Annotated in this window: 28 protein-coding genes and 2 tRNA genes; 6 read left to right on the top strand and 24 right to left on the bottom strand. The window is 43.3% G+C overall.

The annotated features are described in order from the left end of the window. Positions 1-3: 3 nt before the first annotated feature. Together COT72_00965 and COT72_00960 are read right to left on the bottom strand one after the other, a co-directional pair. The gene (locus COT72_00965) at positions 4-411 is read right to left on the bottom strand and encodes a hypothetical protein (GenBank protein ID PIO00260.1); all 408 of its coding nucleotides are present in this window, start codon (positions 409-411) and stop codon (positions 4-6) included. Between the two features lie 286 nt (positions 412-697). Next, positions 698-2,620 (bottom strand): threonine--tRNA ligase, encoded by a 1,923-nt coding sequence (locus tag COT72_00960; protein PIO00259.1) that lies wholly within the window; start codon positions 2,618-2,620, stop codon positions 698-700. A 245-nt stretch (positions 2,621-2,865) separates the two neighbouring features. On the opposite strand from COT72_00960, the gene COT72_00955 reads away from it, so the two are divergent. Beyond that, positions 2,866-3,261 carry a hypothetical protein gene (locus COT72_00955; GenBank protein ID PIO00258.1) on the top strand — a complete coding sequence of 132 codons (396 nt, stop codon included), beginning with the start codon at positions 2,866-2,868 and terminating at the stop codon, positions 3,259-3,261. On the opposite strand, the gene COT72_00950 is transcribed toward COT72_00955, so the two are convergent. The 3 genes from COT72_00950 to COT72_00940 are packed head-to-tail and all read right to left on the bottom strand — an operon-like array spanning position 3,258 to position 4,923. Further along, positions 3,258-3,449 (bottom strand): ferredoxin, encoded by a 192-nt coding sequence (locus tag COT72_00950; GenBank protein ID PIO00257.1) that lies wholly within the window; start codon positions 3,447-3,449, stop codon positions 3,258-3,260. The two genes, COT72_00955 and COT72_00950, sit on opposite strands and share 4 nt — an antisense overlap. 26 nt (positions 3,450-3,475) lie before the next feature. Then, positions 3,476-4,198, bottom strand: coding sequence for a hypothetical protein (locus COT72_00945; GenBank protein ID PIO00256.1), 723 nt, complete (start codon positions 4,196-4,198; stop codon positions 3,476-3,478). A gap of 44 nt (positions 4,199-4,242) precedes the next feature. After that, positions 4,243-4,923 (bottom strand): hypothetical protein, encoded by a 681-nt coding sequence (locus COT72_00940; GenBank protein PIO00255.1) that lies wholly within the window; start codon positions 4,921-4,923, stop codon positions 4,243-4,245. 58 nt (positions 4,924-4,981) lie between these two features. Between COT72_00940 and COT72_00935 the strand changes: the two genes are divergently transcribed. From COT72_00935 to COT72_00920, 4 genes are read left to right on the top strand one after another with little or no spacing between them, the layout of a single operon-like run. After that, positions 4,982-5,281 (top strand): hypothetical protein, encoded by a 300-nt coding sequence (locus tag COT72_00935; GenBank protein PIO00254.1) that lies wholly within the window; start codon positions 4,982-4,984, stop codon positions 5,279-5,281. Positions 5,282-5,333: 52 nt separating this feature from the next. Further along, positions 5,334-6,572, top strand: a complete 1,239-nt coding sequence (locus tag COT72_00930) for a threonylcarbamoyladenosine tRNA methylthiotransferase (GenBank protein PIO00253.1) — start codon at positions 5,334-5,336, stop codon at positions 6,570-6,572. 45 nt (positions 6,573-6,617) lie between these two features. Further along, positions 6,618-7,787 (top strand): hypothetical protein, encoded by a 1,170-nt coding sequence (locus tag COT72_00925; GenBank protein PIO00252.1) that lies wholly within the window; start codon positions 6,618-6,620, stop codon positions 7,785-7,787. Between the two features lie 43 nt (positions 7,788-7,830). Beyond that, a complete protein-coding gene (locus COT72_00920; GenBank protein ID PIO00251.1) occupies positions 7,831-8,610 on the top strand; it encodes a hypothetical protein in 780 nt (259 codons plus the stop codon). Between the two features lie 132 nt (positions 8,611-8,742). Here the strand turns inward: COT72_00920 and COT72_00915 are convergent, their stop codons facing one another. From COT72_00915 to COT72_00845, 15 genes are all read right to left on the bottom strand, one after another. After that, positions 8,743-8,961 carry a hypothetical protein gene (locus tag COT72_00915; protein ID PIO00250.1) on the bottom strand — a complete coding sequence of 73 codons (219 nt, stop codon included), beginning with the start codon at positions 8,959-8,961 and terminating at the stop codon, positions 8,743-8,745. Positions 8,962-8,964: 3 nt separating this feature from the next. Then, the gene (locus COT72_00910) at positions 8,965-9,597 is read right to left on the bottom strand and encodes a hypothetical protein (GenBank protein PIO00249.1); all 633 of its coding nucleotides are present in this window, start codon (positions 9,595-9,597) and stop codon (positions 8,965-8,967) included. Continuing rightward, positions 9,449-9,853 (bottom strand): hypothetical protein, encoded by a 405-nt coding sequence (locus COT72_00905; protein PIO00248.1) that lies wholly within the window; start codon positions 9,851-9,853, stop codon positions 9,449-9,451. Before COT72_00905 ends, COT72_00910 begins: the two co-directional genes overlap by 149 nt. A 98-nt stretch (positions 9,854-9,951) precedes the next feature. Continuing rightward, a complete protein-coding gene (locus tag COT72_00900) occupies positions 9,952-10,200 on the bottom strand; it encodes a hypothetical protein (protein ID PIO00247.1) in 249 nt (82 codons plus the stop codon). Positions 10,201-10,208: 8 nt separating this feature from the next. Then, a complete protein-coding gene (locus tag COT72_00895) occupies positions 10,209-10,553 on the bottom strand; it encodes a prefoldin subunit beta (protein ID PIO00246.1) in 345 nt (114 codons plus the stop codon). Further along, entirely contained in the window at positions 10,531-10,779 is a 249-nt protein-coding gene (locus COT72_00890) for a hypothetical protein (GenBank protein PIO00245.1), read from the bottom strand. Before COT72_00890 ends, COT72_00895 begins: the two co-directional genes overlap by 23 nt. Then, the gene (locus COT72_00885; GenBank protein ID PIO00244.1) at positions 10,776-10,916 is read right to left on the bottom strand and encodes a DNA-directed RNA polymerase subunit P; all 141 of its coding nucleotides are present in this window, start codon (positions 10,914-10,916) and stop codon (positions 10,776-10,778) included. Before COT72_00885 ends, COT72_00890 begins: the two co-directional genes overlap by 4 nt. A 27-nt stretch (positions 10,917-10,943) precedes the next feature. Then, entirely contained in the window at positions 10,944-11,153 is a 210-nt protein-coding gene (locus tag COT72_00880; GenBank protein ID PIO00243.1) for a 50S ribosomal protein L37ae, read from the bottom strand. 32 nt (positions 11,154-11,185) lie between these two features. Beyond that, positions 11,186-11,259, bottom strand: a tRNA-Pro gene (locus tag COT72_00875). 9 nt (positions 11,260-11,268) lie between these two features. Beyond that, complete coding sequence (locus COT72_00870) at positions 11,269-11,460, bottom strand: DNA-directed RNA polymerase subunit N (GenBank protein ID PIO00242.1); 192 nt, start codon at positions 11,458-11,460, stop codon at positions 11,269-11,271. Between the two features lie 29 nt (positions 11,461-11,489). Further along, complete coding sequence (locus COT72_00865) at positions 11,490-11,891, bottom strand: 30S ribosomal protein S9 (GenBank protein ID PIO00241.1); 402 nt, start codon at positions 11,889-11,891, stop codon at positions 11,490-11,492. Continuing rightward, entirely contained in the window at positions 11,888-12,310 is a 423-nt protein-coding gene (gene rplM / locus COT72_00860) for a 50S ribosomal protein L13 (GenBank protein ID PIO00240.1), read from the bottom strand. Before rplM ends, COT72_00865 begins: the two co-directional genes overlap by 4 nt. After that, positions 12,303-12,668, bottom strand: a complete 366-nt coding sequence (locus COT72_00855; GenBank protein PIO00239.1) for a 50S ribosomal protein L18e — start codon at positions 12,666-12,668, stop codon at positions 12,303-12,305. The genes rplM and COT72_00855 overlap by 8 nt, the downstream gene beginning before the upstream one ends. Positions 12,669-12,731: 63 nt before the next feature. Continuing rightward, positions 12,732-13,505, bottom strand: coding sequence for a hypothetical protein (locus COT72_00850; protein ID PIO00238.1), 774 nt, complete (start codon positions 13,503-13,505; stop codon positions 12,732-12,734). Next, positions 13,505-14,002, bottom strand: a complete 498-nt coding sequence (locus COT72_00845; protein ID PIO00237.1) for an AsnC family transcriptional regulator — start codon at positions 14,000-14,002, stop codon at positions 13,505-13,507. Before COT72_00845 ends, COT72_00850 begins: the two co-directional genes overlap by 1 nt. A gap of 123 nt (positions 14,003-14,125) precedes the next feature. Between COT72_00845 and COT72_00840 the strand changes: the two genes are divergently transcribed. Then, positions 14,126-14,551: a hypothetical protein gene (locus COT72_00840; GenBank protein PIO00236.1), complete on the top strand. Its 426-nt coding sequence runs from the start codon at positions 14,126-14,128 to the stop codon at positions 14,549-14,551. Here COT72_00840 and COT72_00835 read toward each other — a convergent pair. From COT72_00835 to COT72_00820, 4 genes are all read right to left on the bottom strand, one after another. After that, positions 14,541-15,506 carry a hypothetical protein gene (locus tag COT72_00835; GenBank protein ID PIO00235.1) on the bottom strand — a complete coding sequence of 322 codons (966 nt, stop codon included), beginning with the start codon at positions 15,504-15,506 and terminating at the stop codon, positions 14,541-14,543. The genes COT72_00840 and COT72_00835 overlap by 11 nt on opposite strands. Positions 15,507-15,543: 37 nt before the next feature. Beyond that, positions 15,544-16,569, bottom strand: a complete 1,026-nt coding sequence (locus COT72_00830; GenBank protein PIO00234.1) for a hypothetical protein — start codon at positions 16,567-16,569, stop codon at positions 15,544-15,546. A 24-nt stretch (positions 16,570-16,593) separates the two neighbouring features. Next, a tRNA-Leu gene (locus COT72_00825) sits at positions 16,594-16,679 on the bottom strand. A gap of 99 nt (positions 16,680-16,778) precedes the next feature. Continuing rightward, positions 16,779-17,519: a hypothetical protein gene (locus COT72_00820; protein ID PIO00233.1), complete on the bottom strand. Its 741-nt coding sequence runs from the start codon at positions 17,517-17,519 to the stop codon at positions 16,779-16,781. Positions 17,520-17,540 lie beyond the last annotated feature (21 nt).

The following is a 17,540-nucleotide window of genomic DNA, read 5'->3' as shown; positions in this document are numbered from 1 at the left end:
TGCTTAATACTCGCGAAAGGCGTCTGCTAAGGGATGTCCTTTTACCTCAGTCTTCCACGCCTTGTACCAGCCAAACGGGCTTTGAAAAACAGTATATGGCGTAGCGCGTAGCGCGTGCTTAAGTTCTTCTAAGAATTGAATTGCTTTTTTTTGACTGCCTAAGTTTGTTGACAAGTGCGCGTAGGGGTGGATGAGCACTGTTTTGAATTTCATGCGTTCAAAATCAGTAAGTAATTTTTGTTTGTATGTCTTGATAATTTCTTCATGCCGGTTCTCATCATATTTTTCATATGTGGTGAAACAAACAAGCACGTTATCAAAACTCCCACTACCCCCATCACCTATCGCGACGGGCGTTTTTTTTGTTGCAACGTATTCAAAGTGTGTGCAGTGGAGTTGTAATACTTTCATAAGAAAAAAATTCTCCGTTCTATATTGTTAAATGCAAATCTTTGGATAATAAAAATTTTGGTGTTTGACGATTTAGAAGTTGGAGATACATTTATTTATTTTCCAACACCAGGCGACAATCATGGGCAGGGAGGATTTCTTGGCGGAGGGTGCGTGTTTGAAAAGATTGTGCCCTCAAAAACCAGGAGAGTATCTGGAGTTGTATCCTACATAAAGGGAGGGTATCCTCTCAGGTTGGAAACAACGCAACAGTCTTTAACGTGTATTTCAAATAAGAAAAAAAAGGTTAGGAGGAGAGTGTTCTCTCCACAATTTCTTGTTTGAGCGTTTTTGCAAAAGCTTTGAAGTTTTTGCCATACTCGATTTTACCGCTGCGATGCCTGACTGTCACGTTTTTTGCGCTCACTTCTTTGTCGCCAAGCACGAGCATGTAGGGCACTTTTTTGAGTTGTGCGTTTCTAATCTTGTATTGTATTGTGTTTGTTGAGTCATCAATGCTCACCAACACGCCGTCTTTTGCAAGCGTTTCTTTAATGCGTTTTGCATACGCCAGGGCACGGTCAGTGATTGGCAGGATTCTTACTTGTTCTGGAGCAAGCCACGTTGGAAACGCGCCAGCAAAGTGTTCAATCAATAAACCAATAAAACGTTCAAGCGAACCGTAAATCACGCGGTGTATAACAACCGGCGTTTTCTTTGAACCGTCCTTGTCCACGTATGATAGGTTGAATCGGCGTGGCTGTTGGAAGTCAAGCTGAACCGTTCCCGTTTGCCATTCCCTGCCAAGACTGTCTTTCATGATAATATCTATTTTTGGTCCGTAAAACGCGCCATCACCTTCAAGCACTTCGTATTCGCGACCGTATTTTTTTCGGCTTTTTTCAAGAATTTTTTTAAGCTCTGCTTCTGCTTTGTCCCACGTTTTTTTGTCTCCAATAAACCCTTCGGGTCGGGTGCCAAGTCGTAGCGTGTAGTCAAGACCAAAAATACGGTAGAACTGGTCTGCAATGCCGAGGATTTCATCATATTGCTGCTCTATTTGTTCAGGTGTAACATAAATGTGCGCGTCATCTTGTGAAAATGAACGTACGCGAAGCAGTCCGTGGAGCGTGCCTGAACGCTCGTAGCGGTGAAGCGTATCTTTGTCTGAGAGCTTGAGCGGCAAATCTTTATAGCTTCGTGACTCGTGAGCAAAGGTTATCATAGCGTTTGGGCAGTTCATTGCTTTCACGCCGTACACTTCGTTTTCGCCCATGTCTGCAATAAACATGTTCTCCTGATAGTGCTCCCAGTGCCCGCTTATTTCCCACAAATCTTTTTTGTTGATAAGAGGAGTTGCAATTTCTTGATAGTTGAGTTTGTCATGCTCCTCTTTCCAGAATTTTACGAGCGCTTGGTACACGCGCAATCCTTTTGGAAGCCAGTACGGCATGCCTGGAGCAGTGTCGTGCAAAAAGAAGAGTCCCAGCTCTGGGCCGAGTTTTCGGTGGTCTCGTTTTTCGATTTCTTCCATGCGCACAAGGTATTCATCAAGTTCTTTTTTGCTCGGGAACGCAACGCCATAGAGCCTGCGCAGGGTTTCTTTTTTCTCATCCCCGCGCCAGTACGCGCTTGAGTCTTTGATTATTTTAAATGCTTTAATGTGGCCTGTGCTTGGGATGTGAGGTCCGCGGCACAAGTCATCAAACTTGCCCATCGTGTAAAATGAGTGCGCGTTTCCTTCAAATTCGCTGATAAGTTCTTTTTTGAATTTGTTATCTTTGTAGAATGCGCGCGCTTCTTTTTTTGCAACCATGTGGCGCACAATTGTATGGTTAGCACCAATGATGCTGTTCACTTTTTTCTCGATTTGTTTGATTTCCTGTGCATCAAAGGGTTTGTCCCGATAAAAATCATAGTAAAACCCATCTTCAATTACGGGTCCAATAGTTGGTTTTGCTTTTGGAAATAATTCAGTGACCGCGTATGCAAGCACGTGCGCTGCGCTGTGGCGAAGCACGTCTTTTCCTTCCGGTTCGTTCCAGGTGAGGATTTTGATGCGCGCGTCAGATTCAATTGGGTGGGAGAGGTCTTTGAGTTCATCTCCTACTTTGATTGCAAGGGCTTGTTTTGCCAGTTTTTTGCCGATTTTTTCAGCAAGGGCTCTACCAGTTATTCCTTTTTTTGCTTCGATTTTTTTTCCATCAGGGAGAGTGAGCTTGATATTCATTGTGTTTCACCAATTTCAACTTTTTTTGAGGGCAAGGGGCGTGTTTGAGTGTAGTATACTACTAACACAAGTTAACCGGTAAAAAAGATATTGCATACGCGCGTCAGGTATGCTTTGCAGTAAAGAAATCGTCTATACGTGTGTGGGATGATCAACTCGCATGATACTCTCTGATTTCAGCAAGAATATTTAAGAGTTATGGAACAAAACATGTTTAACCACAAAAAAAACAGAAGAATATTGTAATGGCATTCTCAATTAAAAAAGAATACACCATTAACGCACCAATTGACGCCGTGTGGAAAGCGCTTACTAACAGTAAAACGTTGAGCTCGTGGCAGGGACAAAAATGCGCGCAATCCACAAAAGTGGGTGGCCACGTGAGTTTGTTTGATGGCGCAACAACTGGAAAGATTTTGGTATTTGAGCCAAAAAAGAAATTATCCTACACGTGGCGCCAAAACACGTGGGATGCATCATGGGCTGACTCGCTAGTAACGTATACGCTCAAAGAAAAAAAGGACAAAACAACGGTCGTATTGTCGCACACTAAGCTTCCAAACAAGCAAGAAGTCGCGGGTCACAAAGAAGGGTGGGATGGGTACTTTTTTGACCTCTTAAAAGAATTTGTTGAAGCTTAATCCTTTTTTTCTACTTTTTTAATAGCATCAACAGGGCAAATATCAATTGCTTCTTCTAATTCTCCATTTGTTGCTGCATGGTCTTTTTTCACTTTTGCAAGCCCGTCAATAAGATAGAATGCTTTAGGGCAAATTGCTTCGCAAGAACCGCAACCAATACAGGTTTGTTCATCAACAGTGACATTCATAACAAGAAGAAGCGCGCGAATGATTTTTATATGCTTCGCAACGTTTGCAATTCAAACGCGAACGCGTTATCATATCGTGAAACGTTGTGCGCGCTTTGCGCGCGGGAAAGAATGGTTTGTGCGTTTTGTGAAAGTTCCATTCTTTCAAGTACGCGCAGGAATTCCATGCTCACCTGCGCTTTTACTCCAATGAGGCCTATGCTTTGCTGATAGGAAACGATTTCTGCTTCAAGCGAGCCAAATTCGCGACTAGTTGCGTCTGCAAGGGCTTGCATGCTCGCAAATATGCGCTCGTTAATCACATCATTGACCGCAAGTGTTTGGCTAAGCAAGCGTTGTGTGTGCGCATCAAATGCGCGAAGCGTTTCGTACTGGTTTTGCGCTATTTGTTTGCTAAACACGGAAAAATCATAGATGAGTTGTGTCATGTTCTCTTCTTCATAATTTTCAAGCAGGTGAAGCGATTGGGTCATGAGATAAAAGTGCGTGTTTTGCGCAGTTGCGTTTGCGCTAAATTCAGTGACGCACTGGTCTGCTGCATCAAGAAGATATGAGATTTTTTCAGTATCAGAGTTTCGCGGGTTTGCAAGAACCGCATCAGCAGTTTCTGCATGGCACACAACAGAAGGACTTCCCGCACTGCCAAAGAATATGAAAATGCTAATGCCTACAAGGCCAATAGTAAAAAACAGAACAATAACGATCCGTTCTATGCGCAGGCCCCTGCCAATCGGACGTTGCCGCATCATAGTATATGTAGGAACGCTAGAGCATTATAAACTTTTGTTAGACGCTAAATACGGGGCGGAAAACGCTCAAACGTGTATTCAAACACGCCATTATTATACGTTACTGAGGGATTATCAAGGTCAAACTCAAAAGGATTGAAATTAAACGCGCTGCGAATGGGGCGCACTATTTTTTGTGAGTGGGGTTTTGCAAGATGGGGATTAATAGTAATGCTAAAAAATTCGTTGTCAAAACAAAGGTCTGGTACAGATGCAGGGTTTTGAGCGGGGGCTTCAAGTATGAATTTGAAATAATCGTTGTCTGCCCTGTTTTTGGTGTCATAGATAACATCCCACATAATACGCGCAGGTAATGGGGGCACAGGAGGAGCAGGGTGAGAAGAGAGGTCAAAAAAGTTTTCAAGAGTTTTTCCAAAAAACAGGTTAATATCTTCAAAAAGCCGGCTAATATCGTCACGAGCAGTGTCAATCGGGGTGACGCGCAGTTCTCCGTCAGGACCACGAGTATACTCAAAACCAAAGATTTTTGGCGGTGGGTTTGGTTGCCCTTTAAAGACTGAATCAAAATGCGCTGAGAACAGCGGTTTATACGCGTCAGACGCGTGTTCATCTAGCATATCTGCATCAATGTGGTATTCTTTGAGTTTCTTTTCAAAATCCTCTTTTGAACCGGTAATATAAAATCTAAGAAGGTCAATCAATTTTTCAAAAGAATCATCACGCATACCATACACTAACCATATTGTGAGAATTTAAAATTTATGAACATCAAACAGGCAATGCGTGAAAGAAAAGGTTTTTAAGAAAAAAGAAAGGTATAATATACCAGGGGAGAAGAGAATGGTAAAGCGGAGCAGTAGTCGTTCAAAAAAAGCAGATAAGCGCGTAGTTATTACCCTATCAAATCGCAATCACATTCTTATGCTCTATTCACTGCTCACCTTCACGTGGGTGATGGTGTTAAGCATGTTTGCTGAGCAAACGGGTGGTTTTGTGATTAATTTCAGAGCAGCGTTTTTTGGTCTTGTAATTGGCATTGGCGCAGCAAGCCTGGTATACCATATAGACAAGAAATTACATTAACACTGCTAGAGAGGAACACGCTTATAAAGCACTGAATAGTTTCGAATTTTTAATGAAAGTAGCGTTTGTAACCTATGGATGCAGCGTGAATCAAGCAGATTCAGGATTGATGCAGCAACAGCTCAAAAAAAGTGGGCATACTATTGTTTTGCATGAAAAAGACGCTGACGTTGTGGTTGTCAACACGTGCGTGGTAAAGAGCCCTACTGAGCGTAAAATTGTCAAAAAGCTTGAAACCCTGCGCAATAAACAGGTAGTTGTTGCAGGATGCATGGCACAATCCCAACCAGAATTTGTGCGCGAACATTTTCCAGAATACGCAATTCTTGGCGTGGAAGGCGTTGACGCAATTAGCGACATTATTGACGGAAACGTAAAAGAAAATACGCAATTAAAGCGATTAAACAAAGCAGGCATGGGCGTGGTGCATAAAGATTCATGCATCAGCATCGTGGAAGTAAATGAAGGGTGTTTGAGTAATTGCTCATATTGCATGACTAAAAAAGCGCGTGGAAATTTGTACTCCTACCCAATACGTGACATTGTTCGAAACGTGAAAAATGCGCATGGCGAAGTATGGCTCACGTCCCAAGACATGGGATGTTATGGGTTTGATAGTAACACAAATCTTGCAAACCTCTTAAACCAGATTAACGCGCTTGGAAAGCGCGTGTGGGTTCGCGTTGGCATGATGAGCCCGCAGCACGCAGCAAGAATTCAAAAACCGCTTATTACAAGTTTTGCATCAGATAAAGTGTTCAAATTTCTTCACATCCCCGTGCAGAGCGGGAGTAACGCGGTTCTTGCGCACATGCGCAGGGGCTATGAAATCAACACGTTTGAGCGCGTGGTAAATGCATTTAAAAAAGCGTATCCAAAGCTCACGCTTGCAACAGATATTATTGCAGGCTACCCTACAGAAACGGATCGTGATTTTGAAAAAACGCGCGAACTATTAACGCGGGTTCGGCCAAGCGTGACTAATATTTCCATGTACTGGGAGCGTCCAAAAACAAGCGCTGCAATGCTTAAACAACTGCCAAACTACATCCGAAAAGAGCGCACGCGCGAATTAACTAAGATATGCGCTGAAATTACTGAAGAAGAACACAAGAAATGGATTGGATGGCAGGGACGCGTCTACATTGATGAAGTTGGAAAACATGATTCACTTGTTGGCAGGAATTTTGCCTACAAACCAATCGTGCTCAAACAAGGGGTTCTCGGCTCGTTTGTAAACGCGCGCGTGACTGATGCAAAAGCACATCACCTTGTTGGCGAGATTGTGTGAGGTTCTACAATACCTTTTTTATGGTTTAGTGCGTGAAACATACGTATGCGCTATCCTCATGATTGGACGTGTCGCAATTGTCGCTCGCTTGTGCGGGACAATCATAACTGCCCTACGTGCGGGTACCCTCGCAGCTGGAAGTGCACGCAGTGCGGGGACGTTACTATCAACAGCAAAGTGTGCGAAACGTGCCACTATCCGTTCAAGCAAGAACGCAAGGAAAAACACGTGTATGAGAGCGCATCTAAGCGAAATAATGCACTTAATTTCCTCTTTAATGTTAAAGACCGCGTAACATCCTACACGGACCGTATTCCAGGCAAGTATGTGATTATTGTTGTTCTCACCCTTATCTTGATTATTATTTTTTCCCTTCGCGCGCCCTACACAAATCTTGCACCAAGCATTGACAACATCACGCTAGACGCGCGCTTGCGTGGGGATGCAAGCACGCTTTTTGTTGGCGCGCACGATGATGAAACGCGCATTTCTAATGTGAGCGCGCGCATTCAAACCCCTCTTGGAGAAAGCATCACACTCACTATGGCAGAGACACCACTAGGATGGGTTTCACAAGAGAATATCATATTTAATCAAACAGGAGAATGGCTCGTGCGCGTTGTAGTCACTGATTCAGCGGGGGTTTCTCGAACCTCGCGCATGAATCAGGTAATCCTCACTCCCTGCGAAAATAATGACGCGTGCGCGCAAAGCGAACAATGTGTTGATAATGGTTGTGAAGCATTTTCCTGCCAGTATTGTGAAGAAACAACAGACCACGCCTGCGTTGCACTTGAGTGCTGCAAAACAAGCCAGTGCGCTGACGATGAAGTATGCAGTAACAACACCTGCGAGGAGGTTGTGTGCAAGGCGTGTGAGTTTCCTGAAGCGCACACGTGTTTCACGTACGCGTGCTGTTCGCATGAGGATTGCGCCAGCAACACGTGGTGTATTGAGGGCGTGTGCGAGTTCATTTCATGCGAGAGCAACCAGATTGTAGTAAACGGGTCATGTATCACACCAGAATGTGTGAGTAACAGTGATTGCAAATTGTTTGAATCATGTGAACAAAATGAGTGCGTGCGCTTGAATTGTGATTTATGCGAGTACGCTGCAAACCACGCGTGTCTGAGCTATGAATGCTGCACTGATACCATGTGCGAGGATGATTTAGTGTGCGGCGAATTTCATCGCTGTGTTGAACCTGCGTCATAAGCGCACTTTTTTATAGAACCTTTGCGTGTAAAAACTACACATCATGAAACACCAACAGCACGTTACCTATCTGATTTTGCTCTTGTTCGTGCTTGCAAACGTGTTTGGCTTGTGGGTTGCTCATTATTACACAACAAACGCGTTGCCATTTGGCATTGAGCGTTTAAGTGATGAAGGCCTGTTTTCGCTTTCAACCTTCCTCTTTGCCCTGCTTGCCATGACGCTTGTGATTTTAGTGCTGATTCGTTATAAGAAAATCTTGTTGTGGAAAATCATGTATGGTGTGGGCATTGGTCTTGCCATGGCAATCACGCTCAACATTTTTTTTGGCGAAACAGGGTTGCTTGTTGCTGGTTTCTTACTGCTTTTAAAGTTGCGCTCGCATGATGCGTACTTTCATAATATTACCGAGATTCTGATTTATGGAGGGGTTGTTGCTATTATCGCACCTATGTTCAATCCAACAACAGCAGTGCTCCTGCTTGCCATTGTTTCATTATATGACACATACGCGGTTCGTGTGTCCAAACATATGGTAACCCTTGCAAAAGCGCAATCAACAGCAGGAGTGTTTCCAGGAATTATTGTTGAACAAAAAAATTCAGCAAGTTTTCTTGGCGGAGGAGATATTGCCTTTCCCTTACTGCTTGCAAGCGTGTTTGCGGGAACATCACTTATCACAAGCGCATTTATTATTGGCGGCGCAGCAAACGGACTCCTCTTTTTGTTAACACGCGGCAAGAAAGGAACGTATTATCCGGCAATGCCATTTATCAGCGTTGGCGCCATGCTGGGCATGATAGTATCAATCGCATTTGTATAAATTCAGCTATCAAAAACTCCAATTGAAATTGAAAAAAGAGATGTTGTAAGAGCATATTTTCTAAATTCACTAACAAAAGCGCCATATAAAAGTTAGATAAAAAAAAAGGTACTGAGAAAGAAAAAAAAGAAGTTATTTTGCGCCCTTTTTTGCGGGCTTTTTCTTGACAAGCAGGTTGAGAATTTTTTGCTCAGTCTTTGCAAGCGTCTCTTGAAGGTCCTCAACTTTTTCAAGCAGGCGTTTTTGATGACGCTCAATACGAACCAGATAGCGCACGCCAATCAACAAACCAAACAAAATGCCAACTGTAACACTCGCTCCAAACGCGCTTTGATAATCAATAAGCACCATGACTTACAATAAGTGGCGCTTTACCTTTTTAGAGATTATGGTAGAAACCCCTGTTGGGTCCTCAAGAATAAGCGTCAGCTTACGTTTTCCACGCCGCGCATTCGTAATAGCGCTCTCAATTGTCTTATAATCATATGAAAGCTCAGAGTGGAAGCGAATGCGGTTAAGCACTTCATCAACATTTGAAATAACACTTGCCGCTTCAGGGTCAGGGTCAACTTCCAAATCAAGCTCAGGAATTTTAAGCTTGCACGTGTTTGATTTCACTACTTTCGCGTCCAAATCGTTCTCATCCTCAATTGAAAATTCAATCCGGCTTGGCTCTTTTTTGAATAAGGGAATGAAATCGTTTTCGTGGTGAAAGCAATGGGCGCAAGAAAGCGTGATGCGAAGCATTTTTCCAACATTCTCAACAGTGGTCATGCGTTGTTGCAGCACTGCTGAATCGCTTTCACAGGCTGGACAAACTAAGCCGGTAACAAGCGATTTAAAGTTCTTCATTGCGATGAGTTGTTCCTCTAAATACTTGTACGTATGGAGGGGTTGCGACAATCCATTCCTCTTCAAGACCAACAACTTCTCCTTCCAGAGCAAAGCAGGTTTTCTTGATTTTATCAACTGCCCGTCGAAGTTCATTCACGTTCTTGTCTCGAAGTGGTTTGATGCGCACAAACGCAATGGTGTAGCCGTCGCGTAGCGAGTCTAGAATTTCTTTGGTATCTTCAAAATCAGTGAGTGTAAAGTATTTTACAACAATTTTTGCAGGTGAACTTTCTCCCGCGTTTGGTGAGATTTCAATATAGTCTTCACCATCTTCGTTTCTTGGTTTATCTGAAGGAAAATTAATCTTAATTGTCCCAAATGCCCCGCGCAATTTATCCATCAATGTCATTCACCTGCATACAATTTTGAGATTATTAATCTAGTGTTTCTCAAACAGGTACTGCTTAAAAAGCTTTATTATGCTTCAAGCACGAGTTTGCATCTGTGTTATTCTTCCTCTTCAGATTCAATAAGTGAAACAGCACTCCATATCTGGGTTCTCGTGTAAAGAGGCAGATTCGGGTCTGAAACAACTTCGTCAAGGATTTGAGTCACTGAATCTCTAATCAGGTCTTTGTCCTCTTTGCTTTCAAGGAGTCTAAGCGCTTCGTGGAGTCGTTCTTTAATATTTCGAGGAACCGTGTTGTCGTCGAGGATATCCTTGAGTATGTGTTTTGTCTGCTCTGCATCGCCCATAAGGGTTCTCACCGTTTCTTATTGATTTCAGCAGTTATTTTTGCCTGAATCTCTTTTGCTTCATCAGTCAATGTGTTGATTTGTTTATCAAGCGAGCTGAGGCGAAGCGTGAAAAGTTCGTTTTTCTCGTCAAGAGAAGCGTTAAGCTCGTCTTTTGATTTTTTGAACATGATAGTGCCAACAATTTCAAAGACGCCATCATCTTTTTTGACGTTCTTAATCTCTTTAAGAGCGTTTTCAACTTCTATTTTTTGGACTTGTACGTGCTGCTTTTGAAGCATGAAGTTTTGCAGCTTTTGCTGTATTTGCTGCATTTTAAGAATGTCTCCTCTAATTTCTGGGGGTATTTCCATATTCTATCACCGTTTGTATTGTTTTAATCCATAACAAGTGTGAATTAATGCTTGCCCGAAGTGCGTTCACGTCAGGGGCGCTGATGTTTGCAACAAACTCATTTTTTGTTGCATGATACGTTATGGTTGAGCGTTTTGAGTTAACATCATCAATCTCAGGCTTAAGCGTTTTGAGTATGTGCTTTGCGTGAGGCGTGTTGATGACAAGTTGTATTGAGAGCTTCATCGTGCCGGTATTTTCTTTCGCACGCTTGGTCGCTGTTTTAAAAGGATTTTACTGCTACAGTAGGGACAGCGAACGCGTCGTCTAACGTGCTCTGCTTCTACTGTTCTTCCGCAATCAAAGCATTTGTAGTCTACCATTTTTTTTTGTATGTACTCCTTATTTTTTTATGGCGAGTAGGCTTTTCCCGCAAATTTTGCACTACACTTTGCGCATTCAAAAATGCCAAGTGCTAGTCGTCTTGCCGTTTTCTTCAAACAAAACGGACAGGTAAAACGGGATTTATTGTCGCGCTCCATATCCGAAACTTTTTTGCGCGCCTTAATGCCATATCGTGCGCCATACCGTCCTGCTGAACCGACTTTTGTGGATGCCATATTTTTTTGTTCTCGCAAACGTTTTTTTTTAGTGGGGCTACCAGGATTTGAACCTGGGTCTTAAGGTCCCAAACCTCAAATGCTAACCAGACTACACTATAGCCCCATGTGAGCATTATTTCTTGAATTTTGAAATAGTTTCAACAAGGTCTATGTGCCCGAGGAACAGTGCTCTACAGCATTGTCGTTCAAGACCAAGTTCGTCAAGCACTTTGCCTGGTTTCTCTTTTTTAATGCGCGTGCTGTAATTGTCCCATAGGTGTCCTACAGGTTTTCCGCAACTAAAGCATCGTACAGGGATTATCATAGTAGCTCCTTTTGAGTGGGATAGTCTTTTTATCGTTTACTCTTTTGTCGTTTTGCGCGAGCAGCTGAACGATACGGTTTATTTTGCTCTTTGCGTCGCGTGTCGTTGACAAGTAAGTGTCGGTCGTAGGCAAGGTATGCATCTTTGAGTCCTTCATCATTGTGGAATTCCACCAGCGCTTTTGAGATTGCGGTTCGAACCGCTTGTGCTTGTGCCATTTGACCGCCGCCAACAACATTCACGGTGATGTTCACCTTTGACGCTTTTTCGCCTGCGATAATGAGGGGTTCTTGGATGAGTAATCGTGATATTTCAGGAGTGTAGGCAGTAATGTTAAGGCTGTTTACGCGTACAACACCGGTTCCTGCGTTAATGGTGGCACGTGCTATTGCGGTTTTTCGTTTGCCTACGGTTTGGATTACAGTGCTCATCGTGCTTTACCCATGACAATTGTTAATTCTTTGAGTGTGACATAGTTATTATGCATGAAATCGTGTTTTGTTTTGGTAACAACATCAAACGTGTTATGTTCATATTCTTTTGGCGTCTCATCAAACACTTTTACCCTTTTAAAGGCTTTCCTGCCTCGTTCTTCTTTGTAGGGAAGCATTCCGCGAATGATGCGTTTCATCACGCCGCGAGCGGTTCTTGGATAGAACGGACCAGTAGTTGGCGTTCCTCTGCTAATTCGTTGGTGGTATCGGTCAAGAAGATATTTTCGGTTTCCTGACATAACCGCCTGTGCTGCGTTGATGATAATAACTTCATCTCCATTGATGGCCTGTTTTGCAGCAAAACTTGCAACGCGCCCAGCAACGCTGTCTTTTGCGTCAATAAAGAATTTAACCAAGGATTCTCACCTTTTTTGCCTGCGGATTTGTTTTAAGCAGTTCAAGAACGCTTACTGCTTTTGCGCCTGCTTGTTTGATTTTTTCTTTTGCAGAGTCTGAAAATTGCCATGCACAAATAGTTATTTTTTTATCAAGCAAACCCGTGCCAAGAACTTTTCCTGGAACAATAATTGTTTCGTCGGGGTGCGCGTAGCGGTTGATGTGAGCGAGATTTTGTGAGCGTCGCAATCGTGTTGAGCGTTCAAGCTCTTTTGCAATACGGCTCCACAGTTTAACCTCATTTTCTCGGGCACTGATTTTAAGAGCCTGGATGGTATGTTTGAGTTCAGTATTTGTCGGTCCGCTTCGTTGTGCCATTAATGAGTCACCTTGTTGTAAAAAGTAATATGTTTTATAAAGCTTTTTATCAATTCTTAAAGATTAGCGAAAGAGGATGAGTGAAAAGATAAGAATAAGAAATCCGGCAATGCTTGCAAGCGTTATTCCAGGCATTTCCACTCCTTTTACGCTAAAACCAGTGATGGGGTCTGCTACCATCACCGAACTTGTTTGTTCAAAAAAAGGTTCGCCCATGTAGGTGAGCGTGATGTTTGCAAGATACAAGCCAGCAGGAAGGGGGATGTTTGCGCGGATGCGTGCGCGCTGCCCGCTTTGAATGGTGGTTGATGCATTTTGTTCAAGGTTTTGCGCGCCAAAAATAAGCAGATTCAGCACAGGCGTTACCTGATGTGAATGATTGTTTTCAAGGGTTACAATTGCGCTCACGCCGTTTTCTGAAAGCAGTTCGTAATCAATAATATGTATTTGTTCGTGTGAGGTCACGTCTATGACAATTTTTTTCTCTTCGCGCTCAATGCTGGTGCTTGCAAGCAAGTCACGTTCTTCACGAACCGGCGCAAACATGAGGGGAATAACAGCATACCCTTCAGGCGCGTCTTTTGGTACGAAAATCGGGAGAAAAACGTCGCGTGTTGCGCCAGCAGGCACGAAAACGGGTTCTGATGGTGTAGTAATCCAGTCGTCATAGGCAAGCGCGTGCACGTAGTAGTATACGTCATTTGGTGCAGGGTTTGAAAGTGGCAGGATAAGCTCATGTTTTTCTCCTGCTGATTGAGAAATAAGAATTTCACTTTGCGCAAAAGAAGGTAGCAAAAGCAGGAGAAACGCGCTCACAAACAGGATTGCACGAAGCATTATGAATGTATTGGTGGCATTCCTGTCTTTTTTAATTTTGTGCCTGCAGCGGGAATGCGAAAATCTTCTTTGCGTGTATTAAGAACAATAAACGTTTGTGTTTCTGTTATGTAAGGGCGCACTAAGTCTGTTTTGAGAAACGAATCAAGCTCGCGCACACTTCTAAAGCGCGTAACAATTACGCTGTCAAACGTGCCGGTCACGTCATACACGCAGGTCACGTTTGGATGCCTGCTTAGTTCAGTTTCAAAGGTGATAATGTGCTGTTTTTGAATGCTCACACCAATCACTGCCTTTACTGTGTAGCCAAGTTCTTCGTAGTTGAGTTTTGCAGAGAAGGCCTGGATAATGCCTTCTTTTCTGAGTTTTCGAATACGGTTGTTTACTGTTGTAATCGAAGTTCGAAGTGTTCGTGCAAGCGTTTTAAGCTTTGTTCGCGAGTCTCTTTCAAGCTCGTGAAGGATATTATAATCCAGTGTGTCAAGTTCCATGTGCATCTAACACTCATGCAAGCCTTTAAATACTTTATTTTTTACACAAAAACCGTCTTTTCTTGATATTTTATGCAAAAAAGTGCTTTTTTCTTAATCTTTTTATGCGCGTACTGCTAAAAAGAACAGGTGAAAACAAAAGCACTTGACGCCATTGACAAAGAACTGATTGCACAAGCGCGTGAGCTTCTCTCTCGTGTGCATTACGTGGGAAAAGACATTCACTTGTCCGTTGGTTCAGCACTGCGTTCTGCCTCAGGTAAGCAGTACCTTGGCGTAAATATTCATAACGTGGCAAGCGCGCCCTCATCAGTGTGTGCTGAAATGAGCGCGGTCTCGAATATGGCAAGTGGAGGAGAACGCGAGGTAGAACGCGTTGTTGCTGTTCGTTTTTCAAAAGATAAAAAACGCTGGAACGTGATTCCCTCATGTGGTGTGTGCCGTGAAGTGTTAAGCGCGTTTGGCAATCCGTGGGTGATTATTTCTAAAAGCAAAAAAGCACGATTAAGCGAGTTGTACCCGCTTGATGTCTCGTCAAACACGCTTACTGTATAGACTTCCAGTTTTCCATGAGCACGTGCTTGCCGCTGCGTTTTTTGTTAAATGAGCAACGCACAAATTTTGCGCGCCCACTTTCAACGGTTAACTGGCGATAGTTTCCCTCAAAAAGAACTTGTGTGGCACCAAAACTTAGAATAGACATGAGTGGGATGTTCTTCTCAAAGGTTCTTCGCGGGATTTCAAAGGTATTGATGCTGATTCGATTGTCATCTTCATGTTCTTCAAGGCGTGCGTACGCAGTCTTTCCAAGAACAAGATATGCCTTATGTTCTTCATACACATGTTTTTCGAGCATATCTCGGGTAAGACATGAGAGAGTAAGCGGTTTGCATCCAAGAATTTCATCAATATCTTGTGTGAGTGTAAGCATGTTTGCTCCCGCAATAGAACGCATCTGAGAATACAAAAATGCATTATACGCAGCAAAAACACCAAGAGTAAGAAACGCGGGAAGAAACATCAAAGAACCAGACACAAGCTGTGCAATACCCGAAACCCCTACTATGGGCAGAAACGCATTGACGGTAAGCGCTTTTCTGTCCACACATTTTAGCGCGCGGTAAATCGGGCTTTTGTACATGCCAAACGCTTCGAATTGTTGTGCAACAAACGCATAATCATAGTTTTGAAGCACGCTCCTAAATGCATCAACTTCAGCACCGCGTCCCTCTGAATTCCATGCATAAAATAGGTCATTGGTAAGTGCAGTCTCTAAATCAGTTGTCACAAGCGTACTGCGCGTGTTTTTAAATACGCTTCGCCGAATTTCATCCTCACTCACGTGTTTGCCGTCAATTACGCGTTTGAGCAGTTCTGCTTTTTTCGCGTTTTTTGGGCTGAGTTCCTGATACGATTTTGTAATCAAATCGGACAGGCACTCTTGTTTTAGTGCATACGAATTAAAGCCACGAATATCCCACTTTCTTCCAACAAGTTTTTCAAGCACCATATGTTCGTATATACGAACAATCTTTGTTTTTTAAAGCTTATGGACATAAAAAGCCGTAAAGCAGGGCAGGGTTGATAAGCGCTGTGTGGCTCTTCTCAGGAACAGAGATATTTTTTGCGTGAGAAAGAAAACTGCCGGTTTCAGTGACGGTGCCATCACCTTGCGGGCAGTAGGTAAATGAAACATCCTGTTTGCCAAAGCGCAGATAGCACAAGGTTTTAAGCCCGGTCCCGCGCAAATTGAGCACTCCTTCTCCATCATGTCCAAGTGCGTGGTGAAAGCGCAGCGCGTTTCTTGCAAGAAGCGTGTTTGGCAGTTTAGAAGAGGGGTTGTATTCATAAATATGGCGTGCGTCAAACGTGTCTTGTGTATCAAACATGTCGAGCCATTCGCGATTGTTTTGTGCGCGCTGGTTGTTAAAATAGAATTCATTTGGACACATTTGATACAAACTTGGATAATTTGCAGTTAAATCACCAACTACATTGTCAAACATGCCATACCTATAGAGCCCGCCTTTTCCGGTTTTCACCACAAAATAGGCAAGCGGAGTTCCGTTGTGGATGGGGCTGACAAAAATGGTTTTTTCAAAGTCAGGAGTGTGATTTTTAAGGTAGCTTCTGGCAACAAGCGCGCCTAGGCTGTGTGCAACAAGTGAAACAGATTCATGCGTATCACGTGCGTGTTCTACCCGTTCGTGCAAGGCACTATCATGGGTTTGCACATCAAGACGCCAATCATAGGGAAAGGTATACGTGTCAAAACCATTTTTTTCAAATGTTTCTGAAATGTTTTGATAAAAGTCAAAAAAACCGTAAAACGAATTAATAACCTCCCCCGTAACAATATTTGAACAGGACTTCCCCTCTTCATCACACGCGCGCAGTTCTAAGAATGTTTTATATGAGTTTTTGCTGAGTCCAAGTTTTTCTTTGCGTATAATAAGCGCAACGTCCTGAACGCCAAGAGGCCAAACCTTGTTTTTTTCTTGTTCCGCATTAACATGATACAGTTCTGTGCCAAGAACACCGGGAACAAAGATAATAGCGTGTTTGTTTTTCATAGGGTATCAAATAAAAGAGTAGAGTGCGGGGGACGTGATTTGAACACGCGCAGGCACTAAGCCCTTAGGCCCTCAACCTAAGCCGTTTGACCAAGCTCCGGCACCCCCGCATTCTTGGATTTGATAATTGATGTGTGAATCTGTTTTAAAGATTTTGTTCAAACAAAAAGTAAAAATGAGATGCAGTACGCATATTAGTGAAGGTTTTTTCATTTCAGACAGGAGAAGTGTTTTTCGCAGCGCGCAGTGTAGGCAATTCCCTCTTCATCTTGTTTTTCTGAACCCAACTTGAAAAGAGGGGAGTGATACGAGTCAGGCGCTCCATGCACGAGTCGTTGCGTGTAATACGCGTCTCGCAGGCATTGGTGGCTGTTCTCTGAGTACGTGCATTTTGCCGTGAGTGTGTCAATGCGCTCAGCATGCGCGAAGAGAGGTCCAATAATTGGCCACGGTTCGCCGCGAAATGATTTGTTAAGCGCGCTCAAGAGCACGTTAATTCCCTCACTTTTAAGCTCATCAATTACCTCTAAAAAGAGTGTGTTGTTTGGCACGCAAATTGTGCTCGCGTTTTTCGCGTCAAACGTGTTAATGAGTTCCTCGAGCACGGACGGGTCGTAGAATTGCACTTCATCAATAGCAATAAGCCCAACACTTCGGTCTGTTTTTTCTTCGTGTTCTTGAATGTAGTCAATCAGCATGTTTGGCGAGAAAACAGGCAGAACGCGCGCGGACAGGTTCATGCCTGTTCTGCTTACAATACGTGGCTGATTTGTTGCTTGTGCGCCAAAAAAGCGCGTGTCCACGTCAGGTTTGAAAGCAAGGCTTTCAAGTTTTTGCTGGGCAAAATCATTATCAAGTTCATAAGCCCATGTGTGGAATCGTTCAATAAATTTTGAAGTCTTGTTTGAGCCCATGGGTCCGGTGTAGATGTGGAGTATTCCCTGTTTCATACTAGTCACAACTAAGAAACA

Source organism: archaeon CG10_big_fil_rev_8_21_14_0_10_43_11 (assembly GCA_002763265.1).
GTDB lineage: Archaea > Nanobdellota > Nanobdellia > PEZQ01 > PEZQ01 > PEZQ01.
This window is presented reverse-complemented; position numbering and strand designations above follow the sequence as displayed.

Coding starts and splice junctions, on each gene's coding strand:
- COT72_00915 (PIO00250.1), bottom strand. CDS start 8,961: ATGGTGCTTATTGATTATCAAAGCGCGTTTGGAGCGAGTGTTACAGTT.
- COT72_00930 (PIO00253.1), top strand. CDS start 5,334: ATGAAAGTAGCGTTTGTAACCTATGGATGCAGCGTGAATCAAGCAGAT.
- COT72_00940 (PIO00255.1), bottom strand. CDS start 4,923: ATGCGTGATGATTCTTTTGAAAAATTGATTGACCTTCTTAGATTTTAT.
- COT72_00830 (PIO00234.1), bottom strand. CDS start 16,569: ATGAAAAACAAACACGCTATTATCTTTGTTCCCGGTGTTCTTGGCACA.
- COT72_00960 (PIO00259.1), bottom strand. CDS start 2,620: ATGAATATCAAGCTCACTCTCCCTGATGGAAAAAAAATCGAAGCAAAA.
- COT72_00850 (PIO00238.1), bottom strand. CDS start 13,505: ATGCTTCGTGCAATCCTGTTTGTGAGCGCGTTTCTCCTGCTTTTGCTA.
- COT72_00945 (PIO00256.1), bottom strand. CDS start 4,198: ATGATGCGGCAACGTCCGATTGGCAGGGGCCTGCGCATAGAACGGATC.
- COT72_00855 (PIO00239.1), bottom strand. CDS start 12,668: ATGGCACAACGAAGCGGACCGACAAATACTGAACTCAAACATACCATC.
- COT72_00820 (PIO00233.1), bottom strand. CDS start 17,519: ATGAAACAGGGAATACTCCACATCTACACCGGACCCATGGGCTCAAAC.
- COT72_00890 (PIO00245.1), bottom strand. CDS start 10,779: ATGAAGCTCTCAATACAACTTGTCATCAACACGCCTCACGCAAAGCAC.
- COT72_00950 (PIO00257.1), bottom strand. CDS start 3,449: ATGAATGTCACTGTTGATGAACAAACCTGTATTGGTTGCGGTTCTTGC.
- COT72_00955 (PIO00258.1), top strand. CDS start 2,866: ATGGCATTCTCAATTAAAAAAGAATACACCATTAACGCACCAATTGAC.
- COT72_00885 (PIO00244.1), bottom strand. CDS start 10,916: ATGGTAGACTACAAATGCTTTGATTGCGGAAGAACAGTAGAAGCAGAG.
- COT72_00910 (PIO00249.1), bottom strand. CDS start 9,597: ATGAACTTCGACGGGCAGTTGATAAAATCAAGAAAACCTGCTTTGCTC.
- COT72_00870 (PIO00242.1), bottom strand. CDS start 11,460: ATGATAATCCCTGTACGATGCTTTAGTTGCGGAAAACCTGTAGGACAC.
- COT72_00905 (PIO00248.1), bottom strand. CDS start 9,853: ATGACATTGATGGATAAATTGCGCGGGGCATTTGGGACAATTAAGATT.
- COT72_00845 (PIO00237.1), bottom strand. CDS start 14,002: ATGCACATGGAACTTGACACACTGGATTATAATATCCTTCACGAGCTT.
- COT72_00965 (PIO00260.1), bottom strand. CDS start 411: ATGAAAGTATTACAACTCCACTGCACACACTTTGAATACGTTGCAACA.
- COT72_00920 (PIO00251.1), top strand. CDS start 7,831: ATGAAACACCAACAGCACGTTACCTATCTGATTTTGCTCTTGTTCGTG.
- COT72_00900 (PIO00247.1), bottom strand. CDS start 10,200: ATGGGCGATGCAGAGCAGACAAAACACATACTCAAGGATATCCTCGAC.
- COT72_00880 (PIO00243.1), bottom strand. CDS start 11,153: ATGGCATCCACAAAAGTCGGTTCAGCAGGACGGTATGGCGCACGATAT.
- COT72_00865 (PIO00241.1), bottom strand. CDS start 11,891: ATGAGCACTGTAATCCAAACCGTAGGCAAACGAAAAACCGCAATAGCA.
- COT72_00895 (PIO00246.1), bottom strand. CDS start 10,553: ATGGAAATACCCCCAGAAATTAGAGGAGACATTCTTAAAATGCAGCAA.
- COT72_00835 (PIO00235.1), bottom strand. CDS start 15,506: ATGGTGCTTGAAAAACTTGTTGGAAGAAAGTGGGATATTCGTGGCTTT.
- COT72_00925 (PIO00252.1), top strand. CDS start 6,618: ATGCGCTATCCTCATGATTGGACGTGTCGCAATTGTCGCTCGCTTGTG.